Below are 15,461 nucleotides of genomic sequence, written 5' to 3'. Positions count from 1 at the left end.
TCCCACCACCGGGAACGAGAGCGGGGCCGTGCGGCGCGCACGCGCAGCCAGCACGGCCCCACCGGTCGCGGGTGCTGCCCCCACAGCGGCACCCGCGATGTCGACGGGCTCAGCGAGCGTCGTCGACGTCCTTGGCGAGCGTCCCGAGGTAGAGCTCGATGACCTTGGGGTCGTCGGCGAGCTCCTTCCCGGTGCCCGAGTAGGCGTTCCGCCCCTGGTCGAGGACGTAGCCGCGGTCACAGATCTGCAGGCAGCGACGGGCGTTCTGCTCGACCATGATCACGGAGACGCCGGCCTTGTTGATACGGCGGGTGCGGATGAAGGTCTCGTCCTGACGCACCGGTGACAGGCCCGCGCTCGGCTCGTCGAGCAGCAGCACCTTCGGGTCCATCATCAGCGCCCGGGCCATCGCGACCGACTGCCGCTCACCGCCGGAGAGCGACCCGGCACGCTGGCCCTTGCGCTGCCCGAGGACGGGGAACAGGTCGTAGATGACCTCGAGCCGTTCGCTGAACTTCTTCGGCCGCAGGTACAGCCCCATCTGCAGGTTCTCCTCGATGGAGAGCGACGGGAACACGTTGTTCGTCTGCGGGACGAAGCCGACGCCGGCCTGCACGAGCTTGTTCGCCTTGAGGTTCGTGATGTCCTCGCCCTGCAGCGTCACGGACCCCTCGCGGACGTTGACCAGGCCGAACAGCGCCTTGAGGAGCGTCGACTTGCCGGCACCGTTCGGGCCGATGATGCCGATGAGCTCACCCGGGTAGCAGACCAGGTCGCAGCCGTTGAGGATGTTCACGCCCGGCAGGTAGCCGGCGACCAGGTCGCTGGCCCGCATGACCGGTTCCACGGTCGCCGTCGCACCCGCACTGGAGGCCCGGCTCACGCCCGCCTCGTTCGTCGCGTCCGTCATCGGGTCGCCTTCCCTTCGTCGGCGGCGTCCGCCGCGTCCTCGTCTGCGACCTCGTCGGCGAGTTCCTCGTAGGTCTCCTCGGTGAGGAGCGAGTCGTCACCCAGGTCGGTGTCGTGGTGGGCGCCGAGGTAGGCGTCGATCACGGCCTGGTCGTCCATCACGGTGGCGGCCGGGCCCTCGGCCACGACCTTGCCCTCGGCCATCACGACCACCCAGTCGGAGATGTGCCGGACCATGTGCATGTCGTGCTCGACGAACAGCACGGTCATGCCGTCGTCGCGCAGGGACTGGATGTGCCCGAGCAGCGACTGGGTCAGCGCCGGGTTCACGCCGGCCATCGGCTCATCGAGCATGATCATCGTCGGGTCGGACATCAACGCGCGGGCCATCTCGAGGAGCTTGCGCTGGCCACCGGAGAGCGACCCGGCGTAGTCGTCCTTCTTCTCGAGGAGCTTGAAGCGGTCGAGCAGGTCCTCCGCCTTCGCGGTGATCTCCTTCTCGCGCTTCGACCACACCGGCCGGACGAGTGCGGCGAAGAAGTTCTCCCCCGGCTGGTCCTTCGCGCCGAGCAGCATGTTCTGCATCACGGTCAGGCGGGACAGCGCCTTCGTGAGCTGGAACGTGCGGACCATGCCGGCACGAGCGACCTTCGCAGCACCCGTGTTGCCGAGCGTCCGCCCGTTGAACTGCCACCGAGCGTCCTTCCCGCTCGACGGCTTGTCGAAGCCGGTCAGCAGGTTGAAGAACGTGGTCTTGCCGGCACCGTTCGGGCCGATCAGGGCCGTGATCTGGCCGCGCTGCACCTCGAGGTGGTCGACGTCGACCGCGGTCATGCCGCCGAACTTCCGGGTGATGTTGTCGACGGTGAGGATGGCGTCGGGCTTCGCGGCACCCGGGACGCGCTGGATGGTGGTCGGGTCAGACACTGAACGTCAGCTCCTTCTTGTTCCCGAGGAGTCCCTGCGGGCGGAAGACGATGAGGAGCATGAGCGCGACGCCGACGAGCACGTAGGAGAACTGCTCGGCCTGCTGCGCGTTCATGATCGAGTTCGGGATGAAGTCACCCGCGAGCGTGCGGATGAAGAGCCGGAGGACGAAGAACAGCACCGACCCGAGCACCGGGCCGAACACCGTCGCCGCGCCGCCGAGGATGAGCGCCGTCCAGATGAAGAACGTCATCGACCGGCCCATCGCGTCCGGCTGCACCGAACTCGGCAGGACGTAGATGACGCCGCCGAGCGCGCCGAGTGCGCCACCGAAGACGAGCGCCTGCATCTTGTACGAGTAGACGTTCTTGCCGAGGGAGCGGACGGCGTCCTCGTCCTCGCGGATCGCCTTCACGACGCGGCCCCAGGGGCTGCGCATGAGCAGGAACAGCACGAGGGTGAACAGGGCGACGAGGCCCCAGCCGACGATGCGGATCCACCAGCCGTTCACCCCGTTGTTCGAGTACGTGAACCAGAGGATCGTCGTGGTGCCGTCCGGCAGGAAGCTCAGCGCGTTGAAGGGTTCGCGGTAGCTGGAGCCGGTGATGCCGTTCGAACCGCCGGTGGTGTCGGTGAGCAGGCTGGACCGACCGACCATGCGGATGATCTCGGCGCCCGAGATCGTCACGATCGCCAGGTAGTCCCCGCGCAACCGCAGGGTCGGGATGCCGAGGATGATCGCGAACACGATGGCGATCGCGAGCGCGACGAGCACCGCCAGGCCGAGGGGCAGGCCGTTCGTGATGGAGATCGCGAAGCCGTACGCGCCGAGCAGCAGGAACGCCGCCTGACCCATGTTGACCAGGCCGGTGAGGCCGAAGTGCACGTTGAGGCCGATCGCGGCGAGGGCGAACGCCGCGGTCGTGGGGGCGAGGGCTTCCTGCGTCAGGGAGCTGAGGAGTTGGAGGATGTAGTCCATGCGGGTGCTCCCTTAACCGATCCGCTCGGCACGGCCGAAGATGCCCTGCGGCCGGAACAGCAGGATGAGGATGAGGATGACGAGGGCGGTGGCGTACTTGAAGTCACCGGGCAGCACCAGGTTCGTGAGCTCCACGACGATGCCGATGATCATCGAACCGACGAGTGCGCCGTAGGCCGTCCCGAGACCACCGAGGGTCACGGACGCGAACATCAGGAGCAGGAGCTGCAGACCGGTCTGCCAGTTCACGCCGTTGAGCACCAGGCCGAGCATCACGCCGGAGAGCCCGGCGAGACCGGCGGCGAGCGTCCACACGAAGCGGATCACCCGGTCGACGTCGATGCCGGAGGCCGCGGCGAGCGCCGGGTTGTCCGACACGGCGCGGGTGGCGCGGCCGAAGCGGGTCTTCGCGAGGAACAGCCCCGTGCCGATGAGGACCACGAGGGCGATGCCCATCGCGACGTAGGACTGCACGGTGAGGGTGATGCCGGCGAAGGTCACCGTCTCGGGGTTGCCCTGCTGGATGCGGACGGTCGAGGCGCCGAAGAAGTACTGGAAGGCGTACTGCGCGGCGATCGAGAGGCCGATCGTCACGATCATGAGCTGGGTGAGGCTGATCCGGCGCTTGCGGAGCGGCTTCCAGATGCCGGCGTCCTGCAGGTACCCGGAGGCGGCGCAGAGCAGCACCGTGACGATCCCGGCGAGCCAGATGTTCCATCCGAGCTGATTCGCGAAGACGTAGGCCAGGAGTCCGCCGAGGGTGACCTGCTCGCCGTGCGAGAAGCTCGACAGTCCGGTCGTGCCGTAGATCAGCGAGAGGCCGATCGAGGCGAGGGCGATGAGCAGGCCCAGGCGGATGCCGGAGGCGAACTGCTGCCAGAACCGGGCGGCCGTGACGCTGGTGGTGGCGGTGTCGGTCGTGGCGCCCTCCTGGTCGGAGAGCTGGAAGATCGTGCCGGCGTTGGCGTTCAGGTTCCCCTGGACGGTGCGGGCGGCGTCCTTCGCATCGGTCAGGTACTGCCCCTTCGGCAGGGAGTCCTGGTCGACCTTGACGGTGTACGACCCAGCTGCCGGGATGCTGACGGACCAGCGTCCGTCGGCGTTCGTTGTCGAGGAGCCGGTGAACGAGCCGGGTCCGGTGACCGCCACGGCGACGCCCTCGGTGGGCTTCCGGTCGGAGTCGAGGATGGTGCCTTGGATGCAGCCGTTCGAGGTGCTGACGACACAGGGCCCGGTGCTCGCGGGCGCGCTGCTGGAGCTGGGGCTGCTGGTCGCTGCGTCGGCGACGGGCGTGAGTGCCCAGTCGACCGCGAAGGTGGCGAGGAAGGCGAGGAAGAGCACGGCGGCGAGGACCAGGCGACGGCGGCCTGGTGCCCCGCGGCGGAGTCGGTGCGCGAGCACTGACCCCGGCGGAGTGATGGAACCCACGGATGAGCCTCTCGTTCGGATAGTCGAGGACCCTAGGGATTTTTTGTGTCCCCCGTGTTTCCGGCACGTTCCCTGCACAAATCGTGCCGGAACCGTGATGTTGCTCAGGCGCGTCGATTTGCAATCCCGAGACGAGCCTCCCGTCCGGCCGGTACAGCGACTTGGGAGGCGACCGGAATGGCGCGCGCAGCCCGCGCGTTACCATGTCCTATCCGGAGCCCACCGCAGCGTTCCCGGTGTCTCGACCACTTGTCGCGCCCACGAAGGGGACCCATGGACCAGCCGGATCCGTTCGGATTCATCGGACTCACGTACGACGACGTCATGCTCCTGCCGGGGCACACCGACGTCATCCCGAGCGAGGCGTCCACGGCGTCCCGGCTCACCAAGCGGATCTCGGTCAACGTGCCGCTGCTCTCCGCCGCGATGGACACCGTCACCGAGTCGCGCATGGCCATCGCCATGGCGCGCCAGGGCGGCATCGGGATCCTGCACCGCAACCTGTCGATCGCGGACCAGGCGGCCTACGTCGACAAGGTCAAGCGCTCCGAGTCGGGCATGATCACCAACCCGGTGACCACCACGCCCGACGCCACCGTGGCCGAGGTCGACGCGCTCTGCGGGCAGTTCCGCGTCTCCGGTCTGCCGGTGGTCGAGGCCGACGGCACGCTCGTCGGCATCATCACGAACCGGGACATGCGCTTCGTCGCCTCGTTCGAGCAGGCCACCACCTCCGTGCGCGACGTGATGACCAAGGCACCGCTGATCACCGCGATGGAGGGCATCGACCCCGAAGAGGCGATCGCCATCTTCGCGCAGCACAAGATCGAGAAGCTGCCGCTGGTCGACGCCGAGGGCAAGCTCCGCGGCCTCATCACCGTCAAGGACTTCGACAAGAGCGAGCAGTACCCGGACGCCACGAAGGACGACGAGGGCCGACTCCGCGTCGGTGCCGCGATCGGCTTCTTCGGGGACGCCTGGCAGCGTGCCGAGGCTCTGCGTGACGCCGGCGTCGACGTGCTCGTCGTCGACACGGCCAACGGCGAGAGCGAAGGCGTGCTCGACATGGTCCGACGCCTGAAGGCCGACCCGACGTTCGACGCGATCGACGTCATCGGCGGCAACGTCGCCACCCGCGCGGGTGCCCAGGCGCTCATCGACGCCGGTGTGGACGCCGTCAAGGTCGGCGTCGGCCCAGGCTCGATCTGCACCACCCGCGTCGTCGCCGGTGTCGGTGTGCCGCAGGTGACCGCCGTGTACGAGGCCTCCCTCGCCGCACGCGAAGCCGGTGTGCCGGTCATCGCCGACGGTGGCCTGCAGTACTCCGGCGACATCGCGAAGGCCCTGGTGGCCGGCGCCGACACCGTCATGCTCGGCTCGCTGCTGGCCGGCACCGACGAGTCCCCCGGTGACCTGGTGTTCGTGGGCGGCAAGCAGTTCAAGGCCTACCGCGGCATGGGGTCCCTCGGGGCCCTGCAGACCCGTGGCAAGAAGACCTCGTACTCGAAGGACCGCTACTTCCAGGCCGACGTGCCGAACGACGACAAGCTCATCCCCGAGGGCATCGAGGGCCAGGTGCCCTACCGCGGTTCGGTCGGCAACGTCGTCTACCAGCTCACCGGTGGGCTGCGGCAGTCGATGTTCTACGTCGGCGGCCGCACGATCCCCGAGCTCAAGGCCCGTGGCAAGTTCGTCCGCATCACCGCCGCGGGGCTCAAGGAGTCCCACCCGCACGACGTCCAGATGGTCGTCGAGGCGCCGAACTACCGCGGCTAGCCCTTCCGCGAAACGCAACGTGGGCGGCGCTCCGCAGCGGTATTCCGCTGCGAAGTGCCGCCCACGTTGCGTTTCGCGAGAGGACTTTCCACAGATCGAAGCGACGAGGCTCACTGCGGCGGTAGCGCTCGCACAGTGGGGTGATGGACGAACCCCCACGACTGCTCCTGCTCCGCTCCAACGACAGCGAGTCGCAACACCGCATCCGGCGCGGGGAACTCGTCCGCGTCACGCACGGCGCCGCCGTCGACGCGACCGCGTGGGAGCGCGCGTCCGTCCGGGAACGCCAACGACTGGTCCTGGAGGCCGTGGTCACCACCGTGGGCGAGTGGCGCGCGCTGTCCCACCGCTCCGCCGGGCTGCTCTGGGGCCTGCCCGACGTCGACCGGCCCGACCCACGGGTGCACGTGACCGATCCCCTCATCGGCACGACCCACTCCGGGCGCCGAGTCGTCCGACATGCAGCGCCCCTGGAGTCCGCTGCCGTGTCGACCGTCGACGGACACCGCGTCACGTCACTCCTCCGTACCGTCGTCGACCTGGCACGCAGCACGTCGTACGAGAACGTCGTCGCGGTGCTCGACCACGTCCTGCACGAGCGCCTGCTCGACATCGACACCCTGCGCCGCGCCTTCGCCGACTGGCCCACGCCTCGGGGCATCACGCGGGCACGTCGAGCACTCCGGTTCGCCGATCCGCTGGCCGAGTCCCCGGGTGAGTCCGTGAGCCGCGTCCGCCTCGACGAGGACGGCTTCGCACCGCCGGTCCTGCAGCAGTCCTTCGGGCGGTTCCGGGTCGACTTCTGGTGGCCGCGGTACGGCGTCGTCGGGGAGTTCGACGGGATGACGAAGTACGACGAGCCCGGGGCTGTGCGGGACGAGAAGGCCCGGCAGTCGGCGCTGCTCCTCCGGCACGATGTCCGGACCGTCGTCCGGTGGGTGGGTGGAGGTCCGCACCCCGGGTCGCTTGCAGGCTTTGCTGCGGGGTGCGGGCCTCCCGACCGGTCCGTGAGCCTGGCCCGGCCCGCAAAACGCAACCCCGGCGGCGAGGCGCCGCGGTACAGCGCTGCGAGAAGCCGCCGAGGTTGCGTTTTGCGAGGGGCTACGCGCTGCGCCAATCGTTCGACGTGATGTGGCTGCCGCCGTGGGGGCCCATCTGCAGCATGCCGCCGTCGACGGGCAGCGAGACGCCGGTGATGTACGACGACGCGGGCGAGGCCAGGAACGCCACCGCGGCCGCGATCTCCCACGCGTTGCCCGGACGGCCGAGTGGAACCCCGGGACGGGAGATCGTGTGCGGGTCCTCGTCCTCGGCCCCGGTCATCCGCGTCGCGATCTCGCCCGGGGCGACGGCGTTCGCGGTGATGCCGTGCTCGGCGAGCTCGATCGCGATCGTCTTGAGCAGTCCGCCGAGCCCGTGCTTGGCGGCGTCGTACGCACTCGAGCCGTAGCGGGGCTGGTGCTCGTGGACGCTCGTGATGCCGATGATCCGGCCGCCGGTGCCCTGCGCGACCATGCGCCGAGCAGCAGCCTGGATCGTGACGAACGCGCCATCCAGGTCGGTGGACACGGTGTGCCGCCACTGGTCGAGCGTCATGTCGAGGAACGGCGCGTTGTCGCCCGTGCCGGCGTTGGCGACGATGACGTCCACACCGCCGAGCTGCTCCGCGAGCCGCTCGATCACCGCGCCGGCGCTCGCGAGGTCGGTGACGTCGATCTGCTCGACGAACGCCTGACGGCCCTCTGCGCGGATCTCCTCCGCGGTCTCCTGGGCACGATCGGGCTCGGACAGGTACGTGATGCCGACGTCCATCCCGGCAGCCGCGAGGGCGACGGCGGTGGCGCGTCCGATACCGGATTCTGCACCGGTGACGATGGCCCGGGAGGGCCGGAACTGGGTGGTCGAAGATGGCTCGCTCATGCCTCGGGAACGTACGCCGGGCCTCCCCGACGTCCGTCCGGAACCGCGGAGACCGTCCAGACGGACTTCTCATCAGGGGTTCCGGTGAGGCTGTTCGGAAGAGTCACGGCTCTGTAACGAAACATCCAGGTGTGTACTTCCGTCACACGGGCGAAACACATCGACCCTAGTTTTCTCCACATCCCACGCGGAGACGCCGCGCTCGACCCGATGCGGTAGGGCCTCCGCGCAGAGAAAGGGTTCCACGGATGATCAGAACCACCCGCGCCACCACGGCGCTGGCACTGGCGGGAGCTGCAGCGGTGCTCCTCGCCGCCTGTTCCACCTCGAGCAACGCCGGTGGCGGCTCCTCCGAGTCGGCTTCGGCCGGCGGTGGGAAGAAGGACCCGGCCGCGAGCTGCCAGGCCCCCTCGTCGCCCAGCACCGACGCTCTGAAGATCGGCACGATCCTGCCGCTGACCGGATCGCTCGCCTACCTGAACCCGCCCGCCGAGTCCGGCGTCGGCCTCGCGGTCGAGGACATCAACTCCGGCGGCGGCGTGCTCGACAAGGACGTCACGATCGACCCTGCCACCGACTCCGGTGACAGCAACGACATGACCGTCTCGAGCTCGGCCGCGACGAAGCTCGTCAACGCCAAGGTCCCCGTCGTCATCGGCGCCGAGTCCTCGTCCGTCACGCTCAACGTGATCGACCAGCTCACCAGCAACTGCATCGTCCAGGTCTCGCCGGCCAACACCGCGACCGACCTGTCCGGGTACTCCTCGCACTACTACCGCACCGCTCCGCCGGACTCGGTGCAGGGCTCCGCGCTCGGCCAGCTCGTCACGGGTGACGGCAACGCCAAGGTCGCGTTCCTCGTCTTCAACGACACGTACGGCACCGGCCTCCGCAACTCCGTCCAGGAGGCCGTCGAGGCCGCCGGCGGCCAGGTCGTCTACGGCGCCAAGGGCAAGGGCCAGGAGTTCCCGCCCGGACAGACCACGTTCTCGTCCGAGGTGACCGCGGCACTCGCCGCGAAGCCCGACGCGATCGTCGTGCTCGCCTTCGACGAGACGAAGTCGATCATCCCCGAGCTCGTCTCGCAGGGGAACAAGGCGAAGATCTACATGTCCGACGGCAACACCGCGGACTACTCGAAGGACTTCGACAAGGGCACCCTCGACGGCGCCCAGGGCACCATCCCCGGTGCCAGCCCGAAGGACGAGCTGAAGCAGCGTCTGGTGGAGTTCTACAAGAAGTCCTCCGGCAAGGACCTCGCCGACTTCTCGTACGCGGCTGAGTCCTACGACGCCACGACCATCGCCGCCCTCGCCGCGGTGAAGGGCAAGGGCACCGACTCCGGCACCATCCAGGCCAACATGGCTGCGGTGTCCGGCGCCGACGGTGGCACCGAGTGCGCGACGTTCAAGGACTGCAAGGCCCTGCTGGACGACGGCAAGGACATCCACTACACCGGTCCCTCCGGCATCGGCCCGTTCGACAAGAAGAACGACCCGTCGAGCGCCTACATCGGCATCTACAAGTTCGACTCGGACAACAAGCCGGTCTACCAGAGCGCCATCCAGGGCTCGGTCTCGAAGTAACCGCACCAGCACCACGACGGCCCCCGGGAGCAGCAGCTCCCGGGGGCCGTTCGCGTGCGCCGGGTGGTTCCCGCGTGCGCGCGAGACGGGGGCGTCACCGGAGGACGCCGCGATGCCGCGATGCCGCGATGCCGCGATGCCGCGAGACACTGTCGAACCCCGAGGCGTCTCGCAGCGGTCGCGGCGTCTCGCACAGACGGTGGCGTCTCGCACAGACGGGTGCGTCTCGCACAGACGGCGGACTGGAGGCCCGGGGAGACCCGGTGGACCGCCTACGCCCCGGCGTCCGCCACCTCAGGCACCGGGGTGCGTCGCACACGCCGCGCCGCCGTGAACGAGTCCACCGTGAGCACCACGAGCGCGACCCACACGATCGCGAAGCCGACCCACCGCGAGCCGGACATCGCCTCGTGCTGGATCGTCACCCCGACCACGAGCTGCATCACCGGCGTCAGGTACTGCGTCAGCCCGAGCGTGGAGAGCGTCAGCCGCCGAGCGGACGACGCGAAGAGCAGGAGCGGCACGGCCGTCGCCGGTCCCGCGCCGATCATGATGAGCGTGTGCAGCCAGCCCTCGCCGCCGAGGGTCACGCCGCCGGCCAGACCCGTGGTGCCCAGGACGACGAGCACCCCCACCGCGAGCGGCGTCAGCCACATCGTCTCGATCGTGAGTCCGCTGAGCGCGTCGACCGTGCCACCGACCCGCTTCTTCACGAGCCCGTACAGCCCGAACGAGAAGGCCAGGGTGAGCGAGATCCACGGGACCTGCCCGTAGCCGACCGCGATCACGACGACCGCCACCACGCTGATCCCGACCGCTGCCCACTGTGCCGGCCGGAGTCGCTCGTGGAGCAGGACGACACCGAGCGCGATCGTCACGAGCGGGTTGATGAAGTACCCGAGCGCGGCCTCGACCGTGTGCCCGGTCGTCGTCGCGGCGACGTACACGGTCCAGTTCACCAGGATCAGGACGGCGGCGAGTGCCAGGACGGCCATCACGCGGCGGTCGGCGAGCAACGCCCGGGTCCGGAGCCACGTCCGCGTCACGGCGATCGCGATCGCACAGAACCCGAGGCCGAAGACGATGCGCCAGGCGACGATCTCGAACGGCCCGGCCGGTGCCATCGCGGCGAACAGGAGCGGCATCAACCCCCAGAGACCGTAGGCGATGACGGCCTGCACGACGCCGACGGACGCCTCGCTGCGCGCGGGGCGCGTGGGACTCGGTTCACTCACGGAACCATCCTAGGAAGGCGAGCCGAGGTCGGGTGCTGGTGGCGGGCCTCCCGGCGGACGACGAAACGCCCCGCCGGCCAGGCCGACGGGGCGTTTCGTGGAGCGGGTGTCAGTGCTCGATGACCGCGAGGACGTCGCGGGCGGAGAGGACCAGCAGGTCCTCGCCCGAGTACTTGACCTCGGTGCCGCCGTACTTCGAGTAGATGACCTTGTCGCCGACGGCGACGTCGAGCGGCACGCGGTTGCCGTTGTCGTCGATGCGACCGGGGCCCACGGCGACGACCTCGCCCTCCTGGGGCTTCTCCTTCGCGGTGTCCGGGATGACCAGACCGGACGCGGTGGTCTGCTCCGCCTCCACCTGACGGATGACGATGCGATCTTCGAGCGGCTTGATGCTGACGGCCACGGTGACCTCTTCTTTCTCGGTACGTGTTCGGTACTGACGAAAACCGGGTTGGCACTTCCCTCGGGAGAGTGCCAACCCCAACTGTAGGACGTCACTGGCACTCGGTCAATCCGAGTGCCAGTGCACCACGGTCGCGTCCGGCGCCTGGGAGGATCAGGGCATGGACGCCGCCGAACTCACCCAGCTGCTGACCCCGGCCGGGATGGACCTGCTCGACCGTACGCCCTCGGTCTCCGACGGCGGCGAGATCGTCCGGGTGGTGTCGCGGCTGCGGGCCGAGGGGCACGACCCGGCCCTGGTGGCGGCCGTCCTGACCCAGGCGAAGCTCCGGCAGAAGGCCCGCGGCAAGTTCGGCGAGTTCGCCGCGCGCATGCTCTTCACCGAGGCGGGCCTCGAGCAGGCCACCCGGCTGCAGGTCGCCGCGCAGCACGCCGGACGCTTCGCCGCTGCCGGTCTACACCGGGTCGCGGACCTCGGCTGCGGGATCGGCGGTGACGCGTTGGCCATGGCCGCGCTCGACCTCGACGTCACCGCGGTCGACCGTGACGAGGTGACGGCGGCCGTCGCGACGCACAACCTCGCCCCGTGGCCGAACGCCCGTGTCGCGCTCGGTGACGCCGCCTCGTTCGACCTGTCCGCCGTCGACGGGGTCTGGATGGACCCGGCCCGGCGGACGAGCGGGCACTCGGACACCCGCCGCCTGGCCGACCCCGACGACTGGTCGCCCTCGCTCGACACGGTGTTCGCGGCCGCCACGACGACCCCGACCGGGGTGAAGCTCGGCCCGGGCATCGACCGTGACCTGATCCCCGACACCGCCGAGGCGCAGTGGACCTCCGTCGACCGGGAGGTCGTCGAACTCGCCCTGTGGTTCGGCCCCCTCGCCCGCCCCGGGATCCGTCGTGCCGCGACCGTCGTGGGGCCGCACGGCATAGCCGAACTGACCGGTGCCACCGACGCCGAGGACGTCGAGGTCGGACCGCTCGGTGGCTACCTCTACGAACCCGACGGCGCGGTGATCCGTGCGCGGCTGATCGGGGACCTCGCCCGTTCGATCGACGGCCGGATGCTCTCGGAGGGCATCGCGTACATCACGTCCGACCAGGCCGTCGTCACACCGTTCGCGCAGGGGTTCCGGGTGCTCGACACCATGCCGCTCGACGTCAAGCGCCTGGCGGCACGTCTGGCCGCGGACGACATCGGCACCGTGGAGATCAAGAAGCGCGGGGTCGACGTGGACCCGGCCGAGTTCCGCAAGCGGTTGCGTCTGCGAGGCCGCGGGAGCGTGACGCTGGTGCTCACCCGCCTGGAGGGACGACACACCGCCGTCCTGTGCGAACGGCTCACCGACGTGGCCGGCTGAGCAGAGGGCGCAGCACGCGGGGTCGGGCTCAGCCGACGGGGTCGGGCGCAGCCCACGGGTCGTCGCGCGAGCCCCGAGGTCAGGCGACGACGGCGCCGGTACCGCCGCCGGAGCCGTCCCAGCCGGTGCCGCCCGTCTGGGGGATCGACGAGGCGATGGCGATGATCGCGATGACGATCAGGACGAAGAGCGCGGTCAGGATCCAGCCGCCGATGATGCCGGCGAGTGCCAGGCCGCGGCCCTGCTCCCCCGTCTGCTTGATACGGCCGAGGGCGACGTGCCCCAGGATCGCGCCGACCGGGCTCGTGAGGATCACCAGCAGCGGGAAGACCAGGCCGCCGAACGCGAAGACGATCGACAGGATCGCGAGGGTGCTCGTCCTCTGCGGGGCGTACGGGTTGTGCGTGCTGGCCCGGTAGGGGTCGTGCACCCCGGGGTTGCCGTACTGCGGAGCGGCGTACGGGTCCTGCTGGGCGTACGGGTTCTGCTGGGCGGCACCGTACTGGCCGTACTGCTGCCACTGGCCGTACTGCCCCGGCTGCCCGTACTGCCCCGGCTGCTGCCACCCCTGGCTCTGCTGCCCGGACGGGTACTGCTGCCCCTGCCGGGGCGTCTCGTCCGGCTTCGATCGGTCGTTCAGATCCGACACGTTGCACCCTCCTGACGGCCGCTCGACCGCCGTCCCCGATCCTCCCACACGGCGCCCGGAGGGACCCGGGCGTCGGGCTCAGACCTGGACGGTCGTCACCGGCAGGGTGGAGTCCGCCGCGATGCCCAGGGCACTCGGCGCGTGCCCCTCGGCGACGAGCCGTGCCCCGACGGCCGCGATCATCGCGCCGTTGTCCGTGCACAGGTCGAACGGCGGGATGCGCAGCGCGACACCGGCGGCAGCGCACCGTTCCTCGGCGACCTCCCGCAGCCGGGCGTTCGCGACCACCCCGCCGCCCAGCAGCAGCCGGTCGACGCCGGTGTCCCGGCAGGCGTTCAGGGCCTTGGTCAGCAGGACGTCGACCACGGCCTCCCGGAAGCTCGCGGCGACGTCGGCCACGGGGACCTCGCGGCCCTCGTCACGGCAGCGCTCGACCCAGCGGGCGACGGCGGTCTTCAGCCCGGAGAACGAGAAGTCGTACCGGTGCGCCGCCATGTCCTTCGGCAGCGTCAGGCCGCGCGGGAACCGGATCGCGGTGGGGTCGCCGTCCGCCGCGGCCCGGTCGATCTGCGGTCCGCCGGGGTAGGGCAGCCCGAGGAGTCGGGCGACCTTGTCGAACGCCTCGCCCGCCGCGTCGTCGATGGTCTCGCCGAGGAGCTCGACGTCGCCGACCAGGTCCCGCACGAGGAGCAGCGACGTGTGCCCGCCGGAGACCAGCAGTGCCACGGTCGGCAGGTCGATCTCGGACCCGTCCGGCCGCAGGACGTCCGCGCCCACGTGACCGACCAGGTGGTTCACGCCGTACAGCGGCTTGCCGGTCGCCACGGCGAGCGCCTTCGCGGCGCCGACCCCGACCATCAGGGCACCGGCGAGCCCCGGACCCGCCGTCACGGCGACGGCGTCGAGCTCGTCGAGGGTGACACCGGCCTGTTCGAGTGCCTGCTGCAGGGTCGGGGTCATCGCCTCGAGGTGCGCCCGTGCGGCGACCTCGGGGACCACTCCGCCGTAGCGGGCGTGCTCGTCCATGCTCGACGCGATGACGTTCGCGAGCAGGGTGGTGCCGCGGACGATGCCGACGCCGGTCTCGTCGCAGCTCGTCTCGATTCCGAGCACCAGGGGTTCAGTCGCGCTCATCGAGCGCCTCCTGTCCGATCGGGCCCGGGGCGGACCGGGTCGCGGGCTCCAGCGCTGCACGCATCACCCACGCGTCGACCCCGTCGGGCTGGTAGTACCGGGGCCGGGTGGCGATGTGCTCGAACCCGAAGCCGGTGTACATGGTCTGCGCGACGGGGTTGTCGGCGCGGACCTCGAGGAAGACCTCGTGGACGCCGCGGCGTCGGGCTTCGTCGAGGAGCTCGGTGAAGAGCACCCGGCCGAGGCCCTTCCCCCGCTGCTCGGCGGCGACCGCGATGGTCTGCACGTCGGCGACCGGGTTGCCGGGCAGCGACGACAGTCCCGCGTACCCGACGACGGTCGGCGCCGTGCCCTCGTCGGTCGTCTCGACGACGACGTAGTACCCGTGCGGTGAGTACAGCTCTGCGGACATCTGCGACGTCGACCACGCGTCGGTCGGGAACGAGGCGCGTTCGAGCCACATGACGTCGTCGAGGTCCTGGGGGTGCGCCCGACGGATCCGCAGACCCTCCGGCAGCGCGGTCACCGAGCCACCCGCTTCGGCGCACCGGGCACCGTCACGTCGGGTTCGCGCAGGTACACCGGCGTGTCCGCGGCCAGGGGTGCGCCGGAGGTGAGCCGGTCCGCGGCGAGCACCCCGAGCCTCCCGGCCGGGATGGTGACGGCGGTGTGACGGGGCCAGTCGACGAGGTCGGGACGGGAGGCCCCCAGCACGTCGTCCAGGTCCGCCGGCCTGGCGAGACCCGGGCCGGCGACACGGACGCCGTCGGCGTCGTACGCGCTCCACGCGACCTCGCGGCGGCGGGCGTCCGTCAGGACGACGAGTGGACCCTGCTCACCTGCGGCCACGGCGTCGTGGCTGACCAACGGCAGGAACGGGACATCGCGGGCAGCGGCGAAGGTGCGGGCGGCGGCGATGCCGACACGGAGGCCGGTGAACGGTCCGGGGCCCATGCCGGCGACGACGCCCGTGACGTCCGTCGGCGTGATGCCGGCGGCACGCAGGACCTCGTCGAGGAACGGCCCGATCACCTCAGCGTGACGGCGGGTGTCCTCGGTCCCGCGCTCGGCGAGGACCTGGCGGGTCGCCGGGTCGACGACGGCGACCGAGGTCCCGGCGGAGGTGTCGATCGCGAGCAGCACCCGACC

The 15,461-nt window shown here is 70.3% G+C and carries 15 protein-coding genes; 4 read left to right on the top strand and 11 right to left on the bottom strand.

From position 1 onward, the window contains the following. Nucleotides 1-109: 109 nt before the first annotated feature. The 4 genes from DEJ31_RS06295 to DEJ31_RS06280 are packed head-to-tail and all read right to left on the bottom strand — an operon-like array spanning nucleotide 110 to nucleotide 4,243. Nucleotides 110-910, bottom strand: a complete 801-nt coding sequence (locus tag DEJ31_RS06295) for an ABC transporter ATP-binding protein (RefSeq protein ID WP_375334525.1) — start codon at nucleotides 908-910, stop codon at nucleotides 110-112. Continuing rightward, nucleotides 907-1,836 carry an ABC transporter ATP-binding protein gene (locus tag DEJ31_RS06290; protein ID WP_110903513.1) on the bottom strand — a complete coding sequence of 310 codons (930 nt, stop codon included), beginning with the start codon at nucleotides 1,834-1,836 and terminating at the stop codon, nucleotides 907-909. Before DEJ31_RS06290 ends, DEJ31_RS06295 begins: the two co-directional genes overlap by 4 nt. Further along, a complete protein-coding gene (locus DEJ31_RS06285) occupies nucleotides 1,829-2,815 on the bottom strand; it encodes a branched-chain amino acid ABC transporter permease (RefSeq protein ID WP_111043461.1) in 987 nt (328 codons plus the stop codon). Before DEJ31_RS06285 ends, DEJ31_RS06290 begins: the two co-directional genes overlap by 8 nt. A 12-nt stretch (nucleotides 2,816-2,827) precedes the next feature. Then, a complete protein-coding gene (locus tag DEJ31_RS06280) occupies nucleotides 2,828-4,243 on the bottom strand; it encodes a branched-chain amino acid ABC transporter permease (RefSeq protein WP_258366187.1) in 1,416 nt (471 codons plus the stop codon). Nucleotides 4,244-4,516: 273 nt separating this feature from the next. Here DEJ31_RS06280 and guaB point away from each other — a divergent pair, with 273 nt between their 5' ends. Together guaB and DEJ31_RS06270 are read left to right on the top strand one after the other, a co-directional pair. Further along, entirely contained in the window at nucleotides 4,517-6,019 is a 1,503-nt protein-coding gene (gene guaB, locus DEJ31_RS06275; protein WP_111043462.1) for an IMP dehydrogenase, read from the top strand. A 143-nt stretch (nucleotides 6,020-6,162) separates the two neighbouring features. Beyond that, entirely contained in the window at nucleotides 6,163-7,149 is a 987-nt protein-coding gene (locus tag DEJ31_RS06270) for a hypothetical protein (protein WP_146243104.1), read from the top strand. Here DEJ31_RS06270 and DEJ31_RS06265 read toward each other — a convergent pair. Further along, complete coding sequence (locus DEJ31_RS06265; protein ID WP_111121446.1) at nucleotides 7,121-7,939, bottom strand: SDR family oxidoreductase; 819 nt, start codon at nucleotides 7,937-7,939, stop codon at nucleotides 7,121-7,123. The genes DEJ31_RS06270 and DEJ31_RS06265 overlap by 29 nt on opposite strands. A gap of 248 nt (nucleotides 7,940-8,187) precedes the next feature. Here DEJ31_RS06265 and DEJ31_RS06260 point away from each other — a divergent pair, with 248 nt between their 5' ends. Continuing rightward, nucleotides 8,188-9,525, top strand: a complete 1,338-nt coding sequence (locus DEJ31_RS06260) for an ABC transporter substrate-binding protein (protein WP_111121445.1) — start codon at nucleotides 8,188-8,190, stop codon at nucleotides 9,523-9,525. A 272-nt stretch (nucleotides 9,526-9,797) separates the two neighbouring features. On the opposite strand, the gene rarD is transcribed toward DEJ31_RS06260, so the two are convergent. Together rarD and groES are read right to left on the bottom strand one after the other, a co-directional pair. Next, nucleotides 9,798-10,760 carry an EamA family transporter RarD gene (gene rarD / locus DEJ31_RS06255; protein WP_111121444.1) on the bottom strand — a complete coding sequence of 321 codons (963 nt, stop codon included), beginning with the start codon at nucleotides 10,758-10,760 and terminating at the stop codon, nucleotides 9,798-9,800. Between the two features lie 109 nt (nucleotides 10,761-10,869). Next, nucleotides 10,870-11,166 (bottom strand): co-chaperone GroES, encoded by a 297-nt coding sequence (gene groES / locus DEJ31_RS06250; RefSeq protein ID WP_071292506.1) that lies wholly within the window; start codon nucleotides 11,164-11,166, stop codon nucleotides 10,870-10,872. Between the two features lie 160 nt (nucleotides 11,167-11,326). Between groES and DEJ31_RS06245 the strand changes: the two genes are divergently transcribed. Then, the gene (locus DEJ31_RS06245; RefSeq protein WP_111121443.1) at nucleotides 11,327-12,529 is read left to right on the top strand and encodes an SAM-dependent methyltransferase; all 1,203 of its coding nucleotides are present in this window, start codon (nucleotides 11,327-11,329) and stop codon (nucleotides 12,527-12,529) included. 79 nt (nucleotides 12,530-12,608) lie between these two features. Here DEJ31_RS06245 and DEJ31_RS06240 read toward each other — a convergent pair whose 3' ends face one another. The 4 genes from DEJ31_RS06240 to tsaB form a co-directional block, all read right to left on the bottom strand. Further along, nucleotides 12,609-13,178, bottom strand: coding sequence for a DUF4190 domain-containing protein (locus DEJ31_RS06240; RefSeq protein WP_111121442.1), 570 nt, complete (start codon nucleotides 13,176-13,178; stop codon nucleotides 12,609-12,611). A 78-nt stretch (nucleotides 13,179-13,256) separates the two neighbouring features. Continuing rightward, on the bottom strand, nucleotides 13,257-14,312 hold the full coding sequence (gene tsaD / locus DEJ31_RS06235; RefSeq protein WP_111121441.1) for a tRNA (adenosine(37)-N6)-threonylcarbamoyltransferase complex transferase subunit TsaD: 1,056 nt from the start codon (nucleotides 14,310-14,312) through the stop codon (nucleotides 13,257-13,259). Continuing rightward, entirely contained in the window at nucleotides 14,299-14,838 is a 540-nt protein-coding gene (gene rimI, locus DEJ31_RS06230; protein WP_258366185.1) for a ribosomal protein S18-alanine N-acetyltransferase, read from the bottom strand. Before rimI ends, tsaD begins: the two co-directional genes overlap by 14 nt. Further along, nucleotides 14,835-15,455 (bottom strand): tRNA (adenosine(37)-N6)-threonylcarbamoyltransferase complex dimerization subunit type 1 TsaB, encoded by a 621-nt coding sequence (tsaB, locus tag DEJ31_RS06225; protein WP_110903523.1) that lies wholly within the window; start codon nucleotides 15,453-15,455, stop codon nucleotides 14,835-14,837. The genes rimI and tsaB overlap by 4 nt, the downstream gene beginning before the upstream one ends. Nucleotides 15,456-15,461: the final 6 nt, after the last annotated feature.

This window comes from Curtobacterium sp. MCPF17_031, assembly GCF_003234035.1.
Classification (GTDB): domain Bacteria; phylum Actinomycetota; class Actinomycetes; order Actinomycetales; family Microbacteriaceae; genus Curtobacterium.
This window is presented reverse-complemented; position numbering and strand designations above follow the sequence as displayed.

Bases quoted from the DNA above. Each gene is read 5' to 3' on its own strand.
- tsaD (WP_111121441.1), bottom strand. From the start codon at position 14,312: ATGAGCGCGACTGAACCCCTGGTGCTCGGAATCGAGACGAGCTGCGAC.
- DEJ31_RS06245 (WP_111121443.1), top strand. From the start codon at position 11,327: ATGGACGCCGCCGAACTCACCCAGCTGCTGACCCCGGCCGGGATGGAC.
- guaB (WP_111043462.1), top strand. From the start codon at position 4,517: ATGGACCAGCCGGATCCGTTCGGATTCATCGGACTCACGTACGACGAC.
- DEJ31_RS06260 (WP_111121445.1), top strand. From the start codon at position 8,188: ATGATCAGAACCACCCGCGCCACCACGGCGCTGGCACTGGCGGGAGCT.
- DEJ31_RS06265 (WP_111121446.1), bottom strand. From the start codon at position 7,939: ATGAGCGAGCCATCTTCGACCACCCAGTTCCGGCCCTCCCGGGCCATC.
- DEJ31_RS06270 (WP_146243104.1), top strand. From the start codon at position 6,163: ATGGACGAACCCCCACGACTGCTCCTGCTCCGCTCCAACGACAGCGAG.
- DEJ31_RS06295 (WP_375334525.1), bottom strand. From the start codon at position 910: ATGACGGACGCGACGAACGAGGCGGGCGTGAGCCGGGCCTCCAGTGCG.
- DEJ31_RS06285 (WP_111043461.1), bottom strand. From the start codon at position 2,815: ATGGACTACATCCTCCAACTCCTCAGCTCCCTGACGCAGGAAGCCCTC.